The sequence below is a fragment of the Escherichia sp. UTM R2 genome, assembly GCF_048593455.1.
In the GTDB taxonomy this organism is placed as follows: Bacteria; Pseudomonadota; Gammaproteobacteria; order Enterobacterales; family Enterobacteriaceae; genus Escherichia; species Escherichia coli.
In genome coordinates, this window is the sequence record NZ_JBFWDY010000002.1 from 4,695,385 (window position 1) to 4,714,435 (window position 19,051).

A 19,051-nucleotide genomic window follows, 5' to 3' on the forward strand; every position below is an offset into this window, starting at 1 on the left:
TACTGTTTTGTCGTTTATGTATGCAGGCATGATAGCAAAAATGGCGAGGATGGCTCTGTTTGCGCCACGCCGATTTTTCTTAGCCCAGACTGGTGAGCTAAATATCTTTAATAAACAGCAGGCAAATCATCGCAATACCCAACATCCCTATCGCCAGCCAGAACAACGCATGGTAGCTCCAGATTTCAACCATAATTCCGTCAACAGAGCCGGCGATAATCCAGCCGACGCGTGAAGTATTTGCATATAACGTTGTCGCAGAGCCTATTTTTTCAGGCATCAAGTCCTGAAAATAAAGCATGCCGATACCACAGAGAATACCAAGGAAGATGGCATTAAGAATTTGCAATTCCAGCTCAACCGCCGGAGTCGTCGCCATGAGTACGCTGGCGTAAAAACACATTCCACTCACGATAGCAATGAGCATTAATAGTCGCTTGCCAATACGTTTCATGTAATAGCCTGCGATTAACATCATCGGAATTTCCAGACCGGCAGCGATACCAATCATTTCCCCAGCCAGTTTATCGGTTAGATGCAGTTCATCAATAATAAATAGCGGCATATTTATCATGTAGAGATTATTCGCCGCCCACATCATTGAACAGACCACAAAAAGTAGCCGCGTATCCCGCTTCCTGTGGGTGGAGGGTAAAATTTCTACGGGTTGGGTAACGACAGGAATATTTCTTTGTATTGATGGCAAAAACAACCAGACTATCAGTCCGCAAACAACAAATGCGATGGCAGCGGTGAGATACATCACTTTAAAACTAAATCCCATTGCCAGTTCATAAGCGAGCGGTGGCCCGATAACCCAGGCAAGCGAGATCTGAGCACGTAAAAATGTACTGAACATGACCGTCTCACGGCCTGTTCTGTCGGCGTGTTCACGGGCGAGGGCGAACATTTGCGGGTTTGCGGTGGAAGCAAAACTACTCAGAAGTACGCCCGTTGAGAGGAGAATGAAGTAGTTGCGATTCCACGCAAAAAGCGTGCAGGCCAGCACTCCAAATAAGCAACATAGCAGAATCAGTAATTTACGGTCGCCTTGTTTATCGGAGTGCCTTGCCAGAAATTGACTGACCAGAATTCCCATAATAGCGCTACCGGTGAAGAAAAAACCTACCATTATAGGACGGGCTTTCAGTTCATCTGCGAGGAATATACTTAGGGTAGGAGTCTGAAGAGCGCCCGCAATACCCGTCAGAAAGGCGACAAGTAAAAATGCCGCGGCAGTGAGATCAAGTATTTTTTATGGAGTGGTAGCCGTTTTTTGCATTCTTCTGAATCACCGGGCGAAAAAATATAACTGAGTTACAAATAAGTACCAGTCGAATGAGTATTGTATTAAGAATTTTTGAGTATCGCTGATACAACCAGAAAGCAATGCTAGCGCAATATTATAGGGCCAGCAATTGAGATTATTAGCAAAAGCATGTTAAGAATTAATTACCGAATTTATATATTAATTATAGTAAGGTAATGAGCTATTTTTGATAGTAAAAATAAAACAAGTTGATTTGATATATTAAATGAACAAATTAATCTTGATGGCAGTCTGATTATTGGTGAAGTTTATAGTCAGTTTTTTTCGCCAGCGGTTAAAGAAATAGAATAGTCGTATAAAAAAGGGTGTTCTGGGGCGAGTAAAACAACATCTTCACCTTAATGGCGATACAGTTGGCTGAGAGTCAGCAGGGGGGCAAATCACCTGCAAATAAACACGGCGCATACTGGCGTGAATATCGCGGATGCGTTCGAGGACAGAAGAACCGACAGGCGGATTCTTCAGCCGCTCATCGTCCATCACAAAACCTTAGACCAGGTATTCCTGAAGCCGATTGAATATTGAGCAGTAGAAAATATCTGGATTGACAGTATTACAAGGGGTTGGAGAACGTCAGGAGAGGCATTTTGGCGGAGATCACAGGAGTCGAATATAAGTATTAATGCATTGATCTTAAATAATTTGTATGTGTTGGATAAATGAGTAACCCCCATAAGAACCCCCAAATGATTTTGCATGAAGGAATGAAGCTAAAATACATAATTGAATCAATTCTTAGTACTCTATTGTGAAGGTAACATTTCCGGATAGTGTCTGGCTATAATATCATTTAGCCGATCAACCAGTTCTGGTTTCCTGAACGTGATGTGCGCGGAGCCCTTCTTAAAGTATCTGATGCTGAACATTTCATCTTCATAGCACTCTTTACCCTGAACAGACCGGATGTGCTCATTCAGATGAATAGTGATGTTTTCCCGGTTGTCGGGGATCGGTTTGCCGCTGAACAGATGCAGCATTCTTTCCAGGTCGGCAAGTCGATCGGCCTGTGGGCCGTTGTTCAGATGAAATCCCCATCTGTCCCACCTCACCAGATTGTTGACGATAATTTTACTGCCAAATTTACAGGGTGAATTGTTTTTGTAATTCCAGCTCAGTCCCCTGAAAACATTAATTACCCCTCGCTCAAACACCTCATCCTTATTCTGGTGCAGTTGTTCAAATGTGCTCAGAATGTTCGCTTCACTGATTTCCGGAAAATTATCGTACTCCAGTGACCGGTACCATGTATCACGGGCCTGCGCATCCATTAATGACAGCATCCCGGAACGTTGCATCAGGTCACGCCAGATTTCGCGGTCAAGGTTGCGGGTGATGGCTTTCATTGCTGTTTCAGGTTTCTCCATGAGCCAGCATCCGCAGCGAAAATCCTGTTTCATCGCCCAGTCCCGTGCGCTTTTACCACCAATGCTTTTTGTCAGTACTGAGATTTCAGTCAATTGCCGGATAAGCGTTTCGGTTTGTTGCAGTGCTGCATTCCGTACCGTCACAACGTGTCGGATACTGGTGGAGCAGATAACGTCCGTATTCCCGGTGACCACTTCCGGATGGGAGATTGTGATGTTTGACATTATCGGTTTCCCTTTTGGTTTATAAACGAAAACGCCAGCCGTATTCAGGCTGGCGTCAGTGGAATGAAGTCTGGTGAGTAAGACTCACCGGTTCTGTTGCAGAAGCTGCAGTTGGCGCAGGGTATGGATATCCATCTCAAAACTTGCTCTTGAAAATGGCATTAACGCCAATCTGTTGTTCAAATGGCGACAACAATGGCACGAGGGAAAGCTGCCATTACCTTCTTCAGAGAGCCCCCAGCTACTTCCTGTGACTCTCGATGCAGCTGCCGAACAGCCAGAATCGCTCGCAGAGGACCCGGAAACCCTCAGTATCAGCTGTGAGGTAACGTTCCGGCACGGGACGCTCCGCTTCAATGGCAATGTCAGCGAAAAGCTCCTGACTCTGCTGATACAGGAACTGAAGCGATGATCCCGTTACCTTCCGGGACCAAAATTTGGCTGGTTGCCGGTATCACCGATATGAGAAATGGCTTCAACGGCCTGGCTGCGAAAGTACAAACGGCGCTGAAAGACGATCCCATGTCCGGCCATGTTTTCATTTTCCGGGGCCGCAGCGGCAGTCAGGTTAAACTGCTGTGGTCCACCGGTGACGGACTGTGCCTCCTGACCAAACGGCTGGAGCGTGGGCGCTTCGCCTGGCCGTCAGCCCGTGATGGCAAAGTGTTCCTTACGCAGGCGCAGCTGGCGATGCTGCTGGAAGGTATCGACTGGCGACAGCCCAAGCGGCTGCTGACCTCCCTGACCATGCTGTAAATCTCTTTATCCTGGTTGTCACAGAATAAGCCCGGTAAAATACGGGCTTATGAACGACATCTCTTCTGACGACATCTTCCTGCTGAAACAGCGCCTGGCCGAACAGGAAGCGCTGATCCACGCCCTGCAGGAAAAGCTGAGCAACCGGGAGCGCGAAATAGACCATCTGCAGGCGCAGCTGGATAAACTCCGCCGGATGAACTTCGGCAGTCGTTCCGAAAAAGTCTCCCGCCGTATCGCACAAATGGAAGCCGATCTGAACCGGCTTCAGAAAGAGAGCGATACGCTGACTGGTAGGGTGTATGACCCGGCAGTACAGCGTCCGTTGCGTCAGACCCGCACCCGTAAGCCGTTCCCTGAATCACTACCCCGTGACGAAAAGCGACTGTTGCCTGCGGCGCCGTGCTGCCCGAACTGCGGCGGTTCACTGAGCTATCTGGGCGAGGATACCGCCGAACAGCTGGAGTTGATGCGTAGCGCCTTCCGGGTTATCCGGACGGTACGGGAAAAACATGCCTGTACTCAGTGCGATGCCATCGTGCAGGCACCTGCACCTTCGCGGCCCATCGAGCGGGGTATCGCCGGACCGGGGCTGCTGGCCCGCGTGCTGACCTCGAAGTATGCAGAGCACACCCCGCTGTATTGCCAGTCAGAAATATACGGCCGGCAAGGTGTGGAGCTGAGCCGTTCACTGCTGTCGGGCTGGGTGGATGCATGCTGCCGGCTGCTGTCTCCGCTGGAAGAGGCGCTTCATGGCTATGTCATGACTGACGGCAAACTCCATGCCGATGATACCCCGGTCCAGGTACTGCTGCCGGGTAATAAGAAGACGAAGACCGGGCGGTTGTGGGCGTATGTTCGTGATGACCGCAATGCCGAGTCAGCGTTGGCACCTGCGGTGTGGTTCGCTTACAGCCCGGACAGAAAAGGCATCCATCCGCAGACTCATCTTGCTTGCTTCAGCGGTGTGCTGCAAGCGGATGCGTACGCCGGGTTCAACGAGCTGTATCGCAATGGTGGGATAACGGAAGCTGCCTGCTGGGCTCATGCCCGCCGAAAGATCCACGATGTGCACGTCCGCATCCCGTCAGCACTGACGGAAGAAGCCCTGGAGCAGATCGGTCAGTTGTACGCCATAGAGGCGGATATAAGGGGAATGCCGGCAGAGCAGCGGCTTGCTGAACGTCAGCGAAAAACGAAACCGCTGTTGAAATCCCTGGAAAGCTGGTTGCGTGAAAAGATGAAGACCCTGTTCTTCGGCTCTGGCCATGGTGGTGAGCGGGGAGCGCTACTGTACAGCCTGATCGGGACGTGCAAACTGAATGACGTGGATCCAGAAAGCTACCTTCGCCATGTGCTTGGCGTCATAGCAGACTGGCCGGTCAACCGGGTCAGCGAACTGCTTCCGTGGCGCATAGCACTGCCAGCTGAATAACACATCCCCGTCAATACGGCCCTCGCTGTACGCTTACTTTTGTTCGGACTGCTTATGGCCTTTTTCCACTGGTGGCGCAGGAAAGTTAACCGGCTGCCACCATGGGATGACGTGTAAACCGTGCAGGCATGTTTTCACGTGGTGACGCTTTCATTGGGGGTCTACGCCGGAACCCCAATATTGTTCACATACATGAATTTGAAAAACTAAGCGATACTGCTGTCCGTACCTTATAAACTTATTTCAACGCTTCCGGCAGCGTCACAATCCACAGTTCACTGTCAGACTCCGGTTTCTCCAGTGGCTTCACTCTGAGGGTCGTTTCAACCTGCTTGTCGTCAAGCGTCAGCTTTCCTTCCGCGTTCACCCGATAATCCTTGAATGTCTTGCCCTCGACCGGATGTTGCATCGCCACCTTCACGCCAAAGTCGTTATCGTTCGCCACCGCCAGCGTTTTGCTGTCGATCAGCGCCAACCCTTCAGCCTTCTCCTGCTGCCAGCCCAAGGAGCGCAGATCAACAACCTGCGTTTTCTGCGCAAGGGTAATGCCGCGCTGTGACAGGGTTTTCTCATCATCAAACTCCGGATACTCACCCGGCTTGTCGAAGCCTGACAGGTCGCTCGCCTTATTGAGATCGACCTTGTAAATCAGGTTACGCATTCTGTTGTTTTTATCTCTTCCCTGTTCGATCAGCAGGATGTGCTGGTTATCGAGCGCCACGATGTCTCCGATTTTAGCGTCGCTGTTTTTGCTGTAGGCCGCGCTGTCGATGGGATAACCGTACATCGCGGTTTTTCCGCTTGCCGGATCGAAGCTCACCAGACGCGTAAACAGCGCCTTGTTCTTGCTCTTAGCGTCGATATCCAGCGTACTTTGCACGGCGACAATAATACGCCCGTCCGGCATACGGGTGAGGCCTTCAAAGCCGCGGTTCGCCTGACGCCATTTGAGGATATTTGGCAAACCGCCCGCAATCGCTTTTTCCCCTTCCGCCGCCTGCGGACCGTGGATTGCCAGGATTTTCCCTTTACTGTCGATGTTAATCAGGAACGGGCCATACTCATCGCACAGCCAGTAACCTCCTTTACCATCCGGAGTGATCCCTTCCGTATCCAGCCCGCGATTATCCCCCTTCAGTCTATGTAACGTGTCGCTGAAGGCCACTTCATTGGTGGAGCCAATCACGTCGCTTGCCAGCGGCAGACCGTTGATCGCGCCTTTATCGTCATGCAGAGGACGGGGATCGATGGCCTCCGCTTTGCCGTTTTGTACACGAATCGTCATCAGCAGCGGCGCGAAATCTGGCGTAACGAAAATTTTAGTTTCGTTTTTCCCCTCTTTCGGTGAATCCGCGTTCGGACCGCGATCGGTAATGGTTGCGAATGTCAGGGCATCGCCCTGTTTACCGGTGAACAGCAGGCCAGAACCTATCCCAACCGGAAGGCCGTTCGGGAATGCACTGGCAAATGCGCCGGCGTAGTTCACGTGCGTGCCTTCTGGAAAACTGACGACATAGCGCTCAGCCGTAGGTTGTGCCGCCAGGGCAGAGAAAGAGAGCGTACAACCGATTAGCACGGGAATAATTTTTCTTTTCATATTGTTAGCATCCATAAAGTGAAGATCACACTACACCATAAAGAAGAAACGTGTCAGGAAAATGACATCGAATGGCAACATGCGCGGGCCTGAGGCCAAAGAAATGTAAAACACTGTTGTTATTTGTAACAACGGAAACATTTACGGAAATTATTTGTCTTTCTTCGTGATCAAAAATGCTGTGTCTTGTTGGATTGGAGTGATGAGGGCTGCGTTTAGGAAACGCCCTATATTGTACGGTTGCATTATCGCGGTAGGGGTAATGCACGTGTCAGTATGATGAGCTGACCACACTCACGTGGGTGGACTGGTATAACAATCGACGATTGCTGGAAAGGCAGGGCCATATCCCACCGACAGAAGCAGAAAAAGCTTAGGAAGGTGCGAACAAGTTCCTGATATGAGATCATCATATTCATCCGGAGCGCATCCCAGAGGGACATCATGAGCCATCAACTCACCTTCGCCGATAGTGAATTCAGCACTAAGCGCCGTCAGACCCGAAAAGAGATTTTCCTCTCCCGCATGGAGCAGATTCTGCCATGGCAGAATATGACCGCTGTCATCGAGCCGTTTTATCCCAAGGCGGGCAATGGCCGACGGCCCTATCCGCTGGAGACCATGCTGCGTATTCACTGCATGCAGCATTGGTACAACCTGAGCGACGGTGCCATGGAAAATGCCCTGTACGAAATCGCCTCCATGCGCCTGTTTGCCCGATTATCCCTGGATAGCGCCCTGCCGGATCGCACCACCATCATGAATTTCCGCCACCTGCTCGAGCAGCATCAACTGGCCCGTCAATTGTTCAAGACCATCAATCGCTGGCTGGCCGAAGCAGGCGTCATGATGACCCAAGGCACTTTGGTGGATGCCACCATCATTGAGGCACCCAGCTCTACCAAGAACAAAGAGCAGCAACGCGATCCGGAGATGCATCAGACCAAGAAAGGCAATCAGTGGCACTTTGGCATGAAGGCCCACATTGGTGTCGATGCCAAGAGTGGCCTGACCCACAGCCTAGTCACCACCGCGGCCAACGAGCATGACCTCAATCAGCTGGGTAATCTGCTTCATGGAGAGGAGCAATTTGTCTCAGCCGATGCCGGCTACCAAGGAGCGCCACAGCGCGAGGAGCTGGCCGAGGTGGATGTGGACTGGCTGATCGCCGAGCGTCCCGGCAAGGTAAAAACCTTGAAGCAGCATCCGCGCAAGAACAAAACGGCCATCAACATCGAATACATGAAAGCCAGCATCCGTGCCAGGGTGGAGCACCCGTTTCGCATCATCAAGCGGCAGTTCGGCTTCGTGAAAGCCAGATACAAGGGGCTGCTGAAAAACGATAACCAACTGGCGATGTTATTCACCCTGGCCAACCTGTTTCGGGTGGACCAAATGATACGTCAGTGGGAGAGATCTCACTAAAAACTGGGGATAACGCCTTAAATGGCGAAGAAACGGTCTAAATAGGCTGATTCGATGTGTTTGCGGGAAAAAAATCGGCCCAGATCCGCGAAATTTTAATCAGCGAGTCAGCTTGGGAAGAAATGACCTGCTTATTCGCACCTTCCTTAGCTACCTTGCCAAACGAGAACAGAAAGAATGTGGCATCGTTCTTGGTTGCAGCAGGCTTCCTGAAAAAAGTCACCGGGGGCGACCGCGACTGGACAGCACCCTGCCGGGGATATGTTCTCAGGTATAAGGTTCTGAGCGACAACTGCGGACTGGCTCTAATCTTTGCAGTCGGTTCCGGAGGCCACTTCAGAGGCACTGTGCATTTTTTACGATGTGGTTACTCCGTATGAACGAAACTATACGGAAACTTAACCATACATGACACACCAGTAAAACCCCTGATGGCTGCAACGGTGCTGCATGCGCTGGATGTCCATCTCTGCTTGCAGACAGTTTTTTACGTCGGTGGGCCATTGTGTGACAACCACAGTGCTGTAACAGCAGCCTGCCTGTTTTACCTCACCCCCATTCCAGATTTTTAACTGAACCGCCATTCACACCCTGACCACGCTGCCCGTACCGGGACGGTTGCTGCCTGCGTGTCGTCTGGCGGCTGAGGAATATGACGATGTACGCAAAATCTTTTCTCGCATTCGATGGCAACGGACGCCTGACCGGTGCCCGTACTGCACAGACAGCGCCTTACGATCGATACACCTGTCACCTTTGCGGCAGTGCGCTCAGATACCACCCGCAATACGATACCGAACGTCCCTGGTTTGAACACACTGGCGAAGGGCTGGCTGAGCACGGTCATGAGTGCCCTTATGCCAGACCGGAGCGCAGAGAAATACTGTTGATTAAACGCTTACAGCAATGGGTACCGGATGCCTTACCCGTGGTGCGTAAAACCAGCTGGCACTGCAGACAATGTCACCACGATTATTATGGGGAGCAGTACTGCACACACTGTCATACAGGGCGTTTCAGTGAGGAGGCAGTGGCAGGATGAACGGTCTAAAAACGGGGCTGGGGATCACGCCAGGTGAGCACATTATCAGTGCCGATTCTGCGCTCAGCAGAAATATCAGGCATTGTTTCTGCCTTTCCTGTCGTGGTCGGTTGATTTTGCAGACAGATGCTCAGGGGGCGTGGTTTGAGCATGATTTACATGCCCTGACCGCGCAACAGAAGACGGACTGCGTGGTGCTGAATCCGGAAAAATCCCATCCTTACATTGATGATATGGCGATGTTTTTATCGCCATTACCTGTCGTGCTGGAGTGGCATTGTGTGATGTGCGGGCAGCATTTTCCCGGGAAAAAGTTCTGTGAAGCCTGTGGCACGGGGATCTATTCCAGAGCGGTATGTACAAAGTATGTTTACAGCTACCAGCCAGACTTGTTCCAGGACTGTGGAAGTGCGAGCACTTAATCCGAAATGCCCGGTCTGCGCAGGGCGTTCAATCCAACTCGACGAACATCTTCCAGTGTTGAATTAGCTGATAGCTCCTCCATTTTTTGTAAAGAACAGTTATACAGGCTTATTTGAACAGCTCTCTTTTTATTCAAACACAGCCAACAATACTCAGATGTAAGTATTTTTATATTCATGAATGGAGAGGCAAGGCCTGATGAATTTAATTACAGAACGTTCTTGAGCCATTGTCCTCTCCAGTTCATTAAAATAGTTACTACGTTAATTCACACCCAGCGCCTTATAAACAGCATCAACCGGGTCTGAGTAAAAACTCACCTGAAACTTGGTAAATAACTCTGCCGGAACCGTTGGAATATCCATAGCCGAGGACATCGGCAACAGAACTCGTTTTGCGCCGCTGTCGAAGGCGAGCTGTAAACTGGCAGCAAGATCTTGTACCGGGTTAATTACTCCACCAAGCGTCATACTGCCCAACACCACCATCTGTTCCTGTACTGGTTTTGCCAGCAATATCGAACATAAAGCGATAAGCGCAGCAAGACTGGTTGCGGTGCTTGGGCCAGTATTATGCAGTTCAACGACATGAAGTGGTCAACAAAAACTGGCCACCGAGTTAGAGTTTTTCCAGTATCGATTTTCCGATTCGTTTGGGGGTAACCCACCGTTATATTCGTGCGGTCTTAGTGCGCTGTAATATCCAACGATATAGTCCGTTATGGCGTGAGCTGCCTCGCTGAAGCTTACGTAACCCACCACCGGCATCCATTCGTTCTTCAGACTCCTGAAGAAGCGTTCCATTGGGCTGTTATCCCTGCAGTTTCCGCGCCGGCTCATACCCTGTCTGATCTGGTATCGCCACAATAACTGCCGGAACTGCCTGCTCGTATAATGACTGCCCTGATCGCTGTGGAACATCACCCCGCCGGGCTTACCACGGGTTTCCCATGCCATTTCCAGCGCTTTCATGGTGAGCCTGCTGTCCGGCGAGAACGACATGGCCCAGCCCACTGGTTTTCTTGCAAACAGGTCGAGAACAACGGCGAGGTACGCCCAGCGCTTACCCGTCCAGATATAGGTCACATCACCGCACCACACCTGATTTGGCTCGGTCACGGCGAACTGCCTTTCAAGGTAGTTAGGGATAGCAACATGTTCATGACCACCACGTTTATACCGGTGAGTCGGCTGCTGACAGCTGACCAGCCCCAGCTCTTTCATGAGCCTGCCAGCAAGCCAGCGTCCCATCTGGTAGCCTCTCCGGGTTGCCATTGTGGCGATGCTTCTTGCTCCGGCCGAACCGTGGCTGATGCCATGTAGCTCAAGTACCTGACTGCGTAATACAGCCCGTCTGCCGTCTGGTTTTTCAGGACGGTTTTTCCAGTATCTGTAGCTGCTGCGATGAACCCCGAACACATGGCAGAGTGTGACCACAGGATAATGCGCTCTGAGTTTCCCGATTATCGAGAACTGTTCAGGGAGTCTGACATCAAGAGCGCGGTTGTAGATTCAATCTGTCAATGCAACACCCCTTTCAATTATCTCTTTCGGTGTTTTGAACTTCAGTGTCTTTCTCGGTCTGTTGTTTAGCTGAGCAGCAACCAGATCTAGTTCATGTTGAGTATATTGGGCAAGACATGTCTTTTTAGGAAAGTACTGCCGAATTAGCCCATTTGTGTTCTCATTTGTTCCCCGCTGCCAAGGACTCTGAGGATCGCAGAAGTAAACTTTAACGCCGGTGCTGACAGTAAATTCTAGATGTCTGGCCAGTTCCATTCCTCTGTCCCATGTCAGTGATTTTCTGAGTTCTGACGGTAAACTCAGGAATTTGTCGGTAAGAGCCTGATTTACTGAGACAGAATCTTTGCCCCTGAGTCTAAGGATGATCGTATAACGTGATTTTCGGTCTACAAGTGTGGCTATATGAGAGTTTTTTGTACCTGAGACTAAATCGCCCTCCCAATGCCCCAGAGAGCGTCTGTTATCGATATTTCGGGAACGTTCGTGAATTGGTGTTCCGTTCACTATGTTAATCGTACCTCTTTCGCCTTTGCGGGTATGACGCCTGCCATGGCGAAGGCTATGCGACCGTCGCAGATGCTGTATATTCAGGTGGTGTAGCGCTTCACGGCTACGAAAGTACAGCGTTTTATAAATTGTCTCAGGTGATATTCGCAGCGTTTTTTGACGTGGTTTTGTTCGCCTTAACCATCCTGATATTTGCTCTGGAGACCATTTCATCTCCAGCTTTTCCAGAACAAGCTTTCGCAATGGTAAATTTTGATCCAGTAAGCACGGTTTTGGCCTTTTCGCCATTCTGTTGGCTCGGTTATTAGCATCAACAGCTTTGTAATAGCGTCTGCCCCGATTACGCTGAACTTCACGTGAGATCGTCGAAGGACTGCGATTCAGCGCAGTAGCTATCGCACGAATGTTCATTTTGGCTGACAAACCAGCTCGTATCTCCTCGCGCTCAGACAGTGTCAGGTGAGCTACAGCCCGCTTACGCTCATGGGGTTTTATGCCGCCAGTATCCCTTAACATAGTGAAGATCGTTCCGGGTTTTGAACCCAGGATATTCGCTATTTCACTGAAGCCTGTTCCGTTCTTCCATAGTTCAAAAACAGAGGCTTTTTCCTCTGCTGTAAATGTTCGTCTCATTCAAAAAACCTCTGCAACCCCATGTTTTCACATAACTGTTGCGTTGACCAATTGAATCTACAACGGCTTTTTTTAATATGTCCCGTTCGTCGGTAACCCGCTTCAGCTCTTTCTGGAGACGGCGGATCTCGGCCTGAGCATCTGACTGTTCTTTATTAGTGGAAGAATCCGGACCGTACTTCTTTATCCAGGAGTAAAGGCTGTGGGTGGTGATATCGAGACGTGTTGCAACGCTGGCAACAGAATAACCGCGATCAACAACCTGTTTGACTGCTTCAATTTTAAACTCTTCGGGATAACGCTTACCGCTCATGGGCACCTCTCTTTAAGTCATCTTAAATGACTCTGAGGTGTCTATTAAACCTGTGGCGATTCATTCGTCTTGTTTATCAGGTTATTGATGATATGTTAATTATTGCGGTAGTCGCAGTAGGTAAACGTGAACGTAGCAACGTTTATCATCTCGCCAGTGAACGGATGAAATAATATCCTGGTCAGCACTCTTTCTTACCTGCTTCCATTTTTTCAGTGATTCTTTTCCTGCATACAGAAAAAAAGCCTACCCTGTGGGCAGGCATAACAGACAATCGCACAGTCAGTGTTGAAATTAATGATGTCACGCATTATACCCGGTGGATACACAAACCATCCCTGCAAATGCACTGGCATCCTAATCAACGTCTGAAACAACTGCAATGGCCGGACCTGTGATTTCAGAGAAAGTTATTATGTTTATTGAATATAACCGAAGTGATAAATAAAAGTATTATCACCTTTAATATTTATGTTTATTGCGTGGTTTTATCTGGTTATATAAAGCACAGATGTTCTTATTATTTTCTGAAAAATAACCATATGGATCGATTTCCCCCACCCAGCCGAAGCGGTTCGGCTCGTTCGGCGTGTCGTCGACACTGAAGCGCTTATCCATTTCGTTCCAGCGGTAAGAGTTGTCGCTGTCGCTGACGAATGCCATCGGGTCGCTAAACAGCGTGATCCGCCATGCGATCAAAAAGCGTAAGTGTTTCCGACAGACGAGCCGGTGAAAAAAGTGGTGTGTCTGGCAATACAGGCATCGTCCCCGAAATGGACGATGCCGTTGAAGGACTGGGGTATGGCAATAAGCCGCTTTATTATCGGATTCAGTGACCGCCTGGACGGTTACTTTTGAGAAAAGGCATTTACACACAATCCTAAACAGACTCCTATATTTCAGATTTTGTTATCAACGCATTTCAAATCTCTTAGAAATCATTACTGTCGTCATATTTTCCGAGGCAGCTCACCACCTAACTATGTCTTATCAACAATATTTTGTGAAGGATATTTATAATGTAAAGACACATCAGAAACGATATTCCACACTCAACATGGCAGATGTATTATGGTATCCATGTTCTCCAAGTTGAATGCCTGCATCAGCCCGGAATGCTACTTCTGGTGTTATCATTCCCACAACACCACCATTTATTTCTCCGATATCACGCGCACCATCCTGGTATATACTTACACCATTCATACTGGTGCCGAAAACACGACTATTGTGCAACCAGTGTGCCTCCACAAATGGTCTGAACGGAACCGCATACCGCGTATTTTTACCGTTTTTGCTGGTAAGCCATGTTCTTGCTCCCAGGCGGGTGAGAATATTTCCGTTACCGGTATTTTCAATACTGGTTCCGTTACTTTCATGATATTTGTCTGATTTTACATTCATCCGGACAACCTGAAGCTGCGGCTGAACATACCATTCATGACTTCCCTTGTAATTGTCGGTAAACTCTCCAGCCTTCCATGAATATCCTGCTTCCAGAGATACCGTAAACCCTTTTGACTTCCATGACTCAGCAGGCAGCCGTTCTCCATTTATATGATTATCAAACCAGCTGTATTGCAGCCAGCTATCAAGATAAGAACCATTGTGTGTTTCATCATTGGCATACCATGTTGCATAAAGACCCGCTGTGTATCCATTCATTCTTCCTTCCGAATGGTATCCGGTGCTCAGGGCATTCGTACTGTTATTATTATGACCATAGCCAGCCATCATACCTGTATGCCAGCGATCGGTACCATTCAGGCTCCACTGAGCTATATCTCCCCCTATTAACACAACGTAGCTATTCCCCCGGGTTCTCAGCTGACTACTGTTGTCACGCCAGCGATTATGTTTTCCTTTATTATACATCCAGATACCTGCTTCATTTTCTTCTCCTGTCATGTGGCTGATATACAACTCCTGTCCCTGTCGTTCATACAGATTCGTTACAAACAGATTATTTGCAGCAGCAATACTGGCAACATAGCTACCTGCCTCAGGACGCAAATTATTATCATGGTTTTCCGGTACAGCTTCAGGTTGTGGTACAGGAATGTCTTTTCTGCTAATCAGATACCAGTTAGTGCTGTTAATCCCCTGACCACGTTTCAGTATGTAATCATAAGCTCCGGCTGTAATACGTTCCGTCTGAATGAATTCAGCATTATCAGCATTGCCACTGACGTGAATCACTTCAATCCCATTAAGTGTCTCTGCACCAGTACCACCGGCCTGAGTAACAGCGACACGGGTACGGCCACTGGCATTACCTTTAATCACCAGACGATCTGTTTTCGAATTGTCACCACCTGTTTCTGTCTGGAGGAGAATAAGTCCATTTCTGCCAGTGTAATTCCCTCCGACAGTCAGTATATTACCCGGCATATATGTAGTGAGATCGACTATACCACTATTGCTCAGATTTCCTGCAACGCCCCCAAACCCGGAGAGTTTGCCCTGCTCTTCAACAATGACCTGGTTACTGCCGAGCATCACCGGTGAATCTGCGTTCCCCAGTATCACTGTCCCCTGAATAATATCTGTCATCCCGGTCCATTTTGCGTTATCGCTAATGTTCAGTGCACCTGCTCCCGTCTTGCGAACATTACCATAACCACTGATATTGTTGGTAAGCTGCCATGCTGATGTACTGTTCAGAGTTAATGTGCCATAGTTATCAACAAAGGCTGTCCCCAGATTATCAGCCGTGGATACAGCCAAATGAGCCCCCTTATTCACGGTAAAAACACCGGAAAAATTACGATTATTACCCGTTATATCAAGCATTCCCCCATTTATGTTCAGAGAACCATCCCCTGCAATAGTACCTGCAGATTCTCCTCCATTATTCAGTATCAGGCTTCCGCCATGAATGTTCAGCACAGAGCCTGCAGCCGTCAGTAGTTTGCTTATTGTCTGAGGATACCCATTCATATCCAGTTCTGCGCCACGGGATAAATATAAATACTCAGTCCGACCAAGAGCATCAGGTGCAGCAAGAATTAATACGCCAGATTTAACCTCTGTATTTCCTGTATAATTGTTTGTTGCAGAAAGTATAAGAGTACCATTACCTGATTTTGTCAGACTTTTGCCGTCCCAGCCATCATATAATAAAGGTGAAAGATTATCGGAAAGAGAAACGCCTATGTTCAGAGTGGCATCTTTTTCTATATTAAAGGTTCCATATCCCATGCCTTTTGTATTATTCCATCTCAGCATGGATATCAGTTTGTTATCGTCGTCATTTAAAGACGTATAAACATAACTTTCAGCACCTTCTGTCAGTAATACATTGTATTGTACAATGTGACTATTATCAGCGATCGAGATACCTGTGTCTGACGACAATAATGTGTAATAGTCCTGAGTCCAGTTCTTAATTGATGTGTCTATATTAAGCCATGAATCACTTTTTAATGTAATAGTATTTGCGTGAACATTAGCATTTCCTACAGACAGGTTCATAGATGCGTCTTCATCAATACTTATATTTCCGTTAAAAATGGAGTTCTTGCCTGACAGATAAACAGATGAGCCATTCCCAATCATTAGCCCACCATTAATTGCTGTTGCGTTATTGATGTTTTTAATAATTAATTCATTTGTACCATTAACAGGTATACTAGCTAGTTTAATATCACCATTAATCACAGAATCTGAATAAATATCTAATGAATTATACCCGCCAGAAAAAATTATTGATGTATTATAAGCATCTTTTTGGCTATTATATAATCCTGAAAGATTACCATGATTATTAATATGGATATCTTCTCCATAAACAGAGCAACCACCGTCGGGGCCATATCCCCCCTGAACAATACCGTTATTATTCAAAGTGATTTGATTTCCAGAAATAGCATCTCCCCCTTGTTTTATTCCATATCCTCCAGATATCATGTTGTCGTTAGTAATGAAAAGATTACTACCATTAATACCATCACCACCGTTTACGCCATTACCGCCCAATATTCCTCCGGAATTATGCACTGTAATATTGCTACCGGTTACACCGGAACCACCTGTCCCACCTACATCATCACCTCCGTATATACTTCTGTAATTATCAACTATAATATCATCCCCGCTTAACCCTGCACCTCCGCTACTTCCTGAGCCACCAAGACCATTACCCCCATATACATTTCTGTAATTGTTTATAGATATTTTGTTGCCACTAACAGCAATTCCACCATTATATCCATCTCCTCCCCAAACACTTCCATTATTATTTAGCGTAAAGTTTTCACCGTAGACACCTGCACCACCGATTGATGTATTGCTTGTTCCTCCTTTGATGTTAATACTGCTTTCAACAGATAGTATATTTTGAGTATAACTTGTTTTATACGGCACGCTGATATTAAGCGCCGCGTTTCCATCAACACCTGTAATACTCCTGGTTATACTTTTAGGTATACCATTACCATTCAGTTGTATTGTTTGCGCACCAGAAAAATGAGACTGCACAGAATAAATTATACTGACCAGAAATTGTAAAATTCGTATATTCTTATTCATACTATTTTTCTTTAGTGATGCATATTTTTGTCAACCATGCAGTACATTATTTCATTGATATTGAACAGATTAGAAATAATATTTCCATTAAAAACAAGTGTCATTATACCTTACCACTTTCTCCTAGTTATTTACCGTATCCAGACGTCTCGTGATACTTCCTGTATTTATTATAGAGTATATATATACACTAAGTTTAAATCATGGAGACAACAACCTTTTTTATATAAATTATTCCTAATGTTCTTGCCCCCTTATTTCCAGACAGGGGTTGTATCTTAAGTTAACATTACCCGCTGACGTCGATATTCTCGCGGAGAGCGATAACCCAACGCACTATGCGGATGGTTTTCATTGTAATGCTCGATCGCCACTGCAAGGTTATGCAATGCCGTTCTTACATTCGGTTTCGGCATGAACGCGATGTAGTCTTCCTTCATCGTTTTCACGAACCGTTCTGCCATTCCATTACTCTGAGGGCTACTGATTGCCGTTGTGCAGGGCTTCAGATTCAGCTCTCTGGCGAACTGCCGTGTTTCATGCGCTCTGTACGCTTAACCGTTATCTGTCAGCCACTGGATGGACTGTTCCGGTACTTTATCGCCAAAGCGTTTTTCTATCGCTCCTAACATCACATCCTGCACTGTCGCTTTATCGTAACTCCGAACCACACGGCAAACAATTCTGAGAGTTAGAGCGAAACAGCAAATGTTGCTGTATAAAAAATAGTCTTAGCGTGGGAAAATTTCCGAATTCCAAGCTGCCCCCTACGCTGGAAACGCCGAAATTTCCGATACAGCGAATTTGTTGATCTTTGAAGCATGTTTGGCAGGTTTTAACGTGTACGTTTATGGTGCAGTAAGTGAGAATTTATTCGTACCAGCTATGGATACGTTACGGGCAGTGATTTTTCGCGCCAGGCAGCTATTTCTTTGCTGTCCGGTTAACGGCGGTCTTACGTACAGGTTGCCGAGCGCAAAATTTGTGCATTCCGGAAATTTCGGTGGTTGCGACTTGGTACCCCTTTTATTGTTACAGGAGGACTGGGCTTGTCTGCTACCGGTCAGGACGGGAGGGACACCGGGAATTTGAATCCGGTTAACTGAGCCGGACATACGGTAAATAAGGAATGCAGGCAGAACGGGAAGCACTGCAGAATGAGACAGTAGTCTGGAAGTACATCAAAATTGCAACAATAGTACGCTATTGCGTGACGTAGATTCGTGACGTATAGTTACTACAGCTTATTTGTATATAACCACCATCAGGTACAAAATTATGTCTCCCGCACAAGCTAAACAAAAGCAGCATGAACGTTACGAAGCCGTAGCGGTGCAGGTTTTGCGTGGTCGTGCCGGTTACAAGCCTGCCGTGAAAAGCCGTTTCAGTAAGTCAGCCAATAGCAAATTCTCCCATACTATCGCTTTTGCCTGATCCTGAACTTTGAAGCACAATAAACCATCATTCGCTGATGGTTTTTTTATGCCAGTTCAAGACGTTATTCCCCCCTATGAGCAGATGTACCTGCTAAATCAGCAGTTGATCTGCAACGCTGACCAGCTCAAACATGCCGTTATCACAGTTGGCGGCCAGGCTGTGCAATATTGGATATCCTATTATCATGCACAATACGGCGACAGATTGCCTGATGAGCGTCTCACCACTTCTGTTGACTGCGACTACAGTGCCCGGAAAGATGATATTGCGGCTATAGCAAAAACGCTCAACGTGAAAACGTGGGAAAACAAAGACGGTCAGCCCCCATCCCTTGCGCAGTTTATGCTTATCGATCAGGACACACACGATATCAAACGGGATGATGGACGTTTATTTGCCGTACCGGATGCGCCTGACTAGCCAAATGCGGTGGATATTATCGATCGGCCCGGAGGCTTCGACCGTTCTGATTTTCTGGGGGAAAAGCTTTACCTGCATACTGTAGTGGCAC

The 19,051-nt window shown here is 47.7% G+C and carries 11 protein-coding genes and 11 pseudogenes; 11 read left to right on the top strand and 11 right to left on the bottom strand.

Going from position 1 to position 19,051, the window contains the following annotated elements; genetic code table 11:
* Positions 1-97: 97 nt before the first annotated feature.
* The 3 genes and pseudogenes from AB4H76_RS23440 to AB4H76_RS23450 form a co-directional block, all read right to left on the bottom strand.
* Entirely contained in the window at positions 98-1,252 is a 1,155-nt protein-coding gene (locus AB4H76_RS23440) for a sugar efflux transporter (protein ID WP_063625243.1), read from the bottom strand.
* 426 nt (positions 1,253-1,678) lie between these two features.
* Positions 1,679-1,840 (bottom strand): annotated as a pseudogene (rhuM, locus tag AB4H76_RS23445) (RhuM family protein); the annotation flags it as partial.
* 233 nt (positions 1,841-2,073) lie between these two features.
* Entirely contained in the window at positions 2,074-2,919 is an 846-nt protein-coding gene (locus AB4H76_RS23450) for a DUF4942 domain-containing protein (protein ID WP_000065752.1), read from the bottom strand.
* A gap of 408 nt (positions 2,920-3,327) precedes the next feature.
* On the opposite strand from AB4H76_RS23450, the gene tnpB reads away from it, so the two are divergent.
* The 3 genes and pseudogenes from tnpB to AB4H76_RS23465 all read left to right on the top strand — a co-directional run.
* Positions 3,328-3,675, top strand: a complete 348-nt coding sequence (gene tnpB / locus AB4H76_RS23455; RefSeq protein WP_000612591.1) for an IS66 family insertion sequence element accessory protein TnpB — start codon at positions 3,328-3,330, stop codon at positions 3,673-3,675.
* Positions 3,676-3,724: 49 nt separating this feature from the next.
* Positions 3,725-5,110, top strand: coding sequence for an IS66 family transposase (gene tnpC / locus AB4H76_RS23460; protein WP_032304074.1), 1,386 nt, complete (start codon positions 3,725-3,727; stop codon positions 5,108-5,110).
* 39 nt (positions 5,111-5,149) lie between these two features.
* Positions 5,150-5,227, top strand: a pseudogene (locus tag AB4H76_RS23465) (DUF6404 family protein); the annotation flags it as partial.
* A 121-nt stretch (positions 5,228-5,348) separates the two neighbouring features.
* Here the strand turns inward: AB4H76_RS23465 and AB4H76_RS23470 are convergent.
* Positions 5,349-6,707 carry an esterase-like activity of phytase family protein gene (locus AB4H76_RS23470; protein ID WP_000823247.1) on the bottom strand — a complete coding sequence of 453 codons (1,359 nt, stop codon included), beginning with the start codon at positions 6,705-6,707 and terminating at the stop codon, positions 5,349-5,351.
* A 444-nt stretch (positions 6,708-7,151) separates the two neighbouring features.
* Here AB4H76_RS23470 and AB4H76_RS23475 point away from each other — a divergent pair, with 444 nt between their 5' ends.
* The 4 genes and pseudogenes from AB4H76_RS23475 to AB4H76_RS23490 all read left to right on the top strand — a co-directional run bounded on the left by AB4H76_RS23475 (position 7,152) and on the right by AB4H76_RS23490 (position 9,596).
* Positions 7,152-8,132: an IS5-like element ISKpn26 family transposase gene (locus AB4H76_RS23475; RefSeq protein WP_032176726.1), complete on the top strand. Its 981-nt coding sequence runs from the start codon at positions 7,152-7,154 to the stop codon at positions 8,130-8,132.
* Positions 8,133-8,253: 121 nt separating this feature from the next.
* Positions 8,254-8,409: pseudogene (locus AB4H76_RS23480) on the top strand (hypothetical protein); the annotation flags it as partial.
* A gap of 381 nt (positions 8,410-8,790) precedes the next feature.
* The gene (locus AB4H76_RS23485; protein ID WP_032176725.1) at positions 8,791-9,174 is read left to right on the top strand and encodes a putative zinc ribbon protein; all 384 of its coding nucleotides are present in this window, start codon (positions 8,791-8,793) and stop codon (positions 9,172-9,174) included.
* Entirely contained in the window at positions 9,171-9,596 is a 426-nt protein-coding gene (locus AB4H76_RS23490; protein ID WP_032176724.1) for a putative zinc ribbon protein, read from the top strand. Before AB4H76_RS23485 ends, AB4H76_RS23490 begins: the two co-directional genes overlap by 4 nt.
* A 264-nt stretch (positions 9,597-9,860) precedes the next feature.
* Here the strand turns inward: AB4H76_RS23490 and AB4H76_RS23495 are convergent.
* From AB4H76_RS23495 to AB4H76_RS23510, 4 genes and pseudogenes are all read right to left on the bottom strand, one after another.
* Positions 9,861-10,190 (bottom strand): annotated as a pseudogene (locus AB4H76_RS23495) (S16 family serine protease); the annotation flags it as partial.
* 3 nt (positions 10,191-10,193) lie between these two features.
* Positions 10,194-11,099: pseudogene (locus AB4H76_RS23500) on the bottom strand (IS3-like element IS911 family transposase); the annotation flags it as partial.
* Between the two features lie 9 nt (positions 11,100-11,108).
* Positions 11,109-12,260 (bottom strand): IS30-like element IS30 family transposase, encoded by a 1,152-nt coding sequence (locus AB4H76_RS23505; RefSeq protein WP_032304071.1) that lies wholly within the window; start codon positions 12,258-12,260, stop codon positions 11,109-11,111.
* 67 nt (positions 12,261-12,327) lie between these two features.
* Positions 12,328-12,573, bottom strand: a pseudogene (locus AB4H76_RS23510) (transposase); the annotation flags it as partial.
* A gap of 65 nt (positions 12,574-12,638) precedes the next feature.
* Here AB4H76_RS23510 and AB4H76_RS23515 point away from each other — a divergent pair.
* Positions 12,639-12,746, top strand: a pseudogene (locus AB4H76_RS23515) (type II toxin-antitoxin system RelE family toxin); the annotation flags it as partial.
* 340 nt (positions 12,747-13,086) lie between these two features.
* Here the strand turns inward: AB4H76_RS23515 and AB4H76_RS23520 are convergent.
* Positions 13,087-13,227 (bottom strand): annotated as a pseudogene (locus AB4H76_RS23520) (alkaline phosphatase); the annotation flags it as partial.
* Here AB4H76_RS23520 and AB4H76_RS23525 point away from each other — a divergent pair.
* Positions 13,226-13,431: pseudogene (locus AB4H76_RS23525) on the top strand (hypothetical protein); the annotation flags it as partial. The pseudogenes AB4H76_RS23520 and AB4H76_RS23525 overlap by 2 nt on opposite strands.
* Positions 13,432-13,605: 174 nt before the next feature.
* On the opposite strand, the gene AB4H76_RS23530 reads toward AB4H76_RS23525, so the two are convergent.
* Both AB4H76_RS23530 and AB4H76_RS23535 read right to left on the bottom strand, forming a co-directional pair.
* On the bottom strand, positions 13,606-17,103 hold the full coding sequence (locus AB4H76_RS23530) for an autotransporter outer membrane beta-barrel domain-containing protein (protein ID WP_001038839.1): 3,498 nt from the start codon (positions 17,101-17,103) through the stop codon (positions 13,606-13,608).
* Between the two features lie 278 nt (positions 17,104-17,381).
* A pseudogene (locus AB4H76_RS23535) lies at positions 17,382-17,762 on the bottom strand (integrase core domain-containing protein); the annotation flags it as partial.
* A gap of 619 nt (positions 17,763-18,381) precedes the next feature.
* Between AB4H76_RS23535 and AB4H76_RS23540 the strand changes: the two are divergent.
* Both AB4H76_RS23540 and AB4H76_RS23545 read left to right on the top strand, forming a co-directional pair.
* Positions 18,382-18,537, top strand: a complete 156-nt coding sequence (locus AB4H76_RS23540) for a hypothetical protein (RefSeq protein WP_000074142.1) — start codon at positions 18,382-18,384, stop codon at positions 18,535-18,537.
* A 48-nt stretch (positions 18,538-18,585) separates the two neighbouring features.
* A pseudogene (locus AB4H76_RS23545) lies at positions 18,586-19,041 on the top strand (hypothetical protein); the annotation flags it as partial.
* Positions 19,042-19,051: the final 10 nt, after the last annotated feature.

What these genes read in the sequence shown, in the direction of transcription:
- AB4H76_RS23490 (WP_032176724.1), top strand. Translation starts at nt 9,171, where the DNA reads ATGAACGGTCTAAAAACGGGGCTGGGGATCACGCCAGGTGAGCACATT.
- AB4H76_RS23485 (WP_032176725.1), top strand. Translation starts at nt 8,791, where the DNA reads ATGTACGCAAAATCTTTTCTCGCATTCGATGGCAACGGACGCCTGACC.
- AB4H76_RS23540 (WP_000074142.1), top strand. Translation starts at nt 18,382, where the DNA reads ATGTCTCCCGCACAAGCTAAACAAAAGCAGCATGAACGTTACGAAGCC.
- AB4H76_RS23450 (WP_000065752.1), bottom strand. Translation starts at nt 2,919, where the DNA reads ATGTCAAACATCACAATCTCCCATCCGGAAGTGGTCACCGGGAATACG.
- AB4H76_RS23505 (WP_032304071.1), bottom strand. Translation starts at nt 12,260, where the DNA reads ATGAGACGAACATTTACAGCAGAGGAAAAAGCCTCTGTTTTTGAACTA.
- AB4H76_RS23475 (WP_032176726.1), top strand. Translation starts at nt 7,152, where the DNA reads ATGAGCCATCAACTCACCTTCGCCGATAGTGAATTCAGCACTAAGCGC.
- AB4H76_RS23530 (WP_001038839.1), bottom strand. Translation starts at nt 17,103, where the DNA reads ATGAATAAGAATATACGAATTTTACAATTTCTGGTCAGTATAATTTAT.
- tnpC (WP_032304074.1), top strand. Translation starts at nt 3,725, where the DNA reads ATGAACGACATCTCTTCTGACGACATCTTCCTGCTGAAACAGCGCCTG.
- tnpB (WP_000612591.1), top strand. Translation starts at nt 3,328, where the DNA reads ATGATCCCGTTACCTTCCGGGACCAAAATTTGGCTGGTTGCCGGTATC.
- AB4H76_RS23470 (WP_000823247.1), bottom strand. Translation starts at nt 6,707, where the DNA reads ATGAAAAGAAAAATTATTCCCGTGCTAATCGGTTGTACGCTCTCTTTC.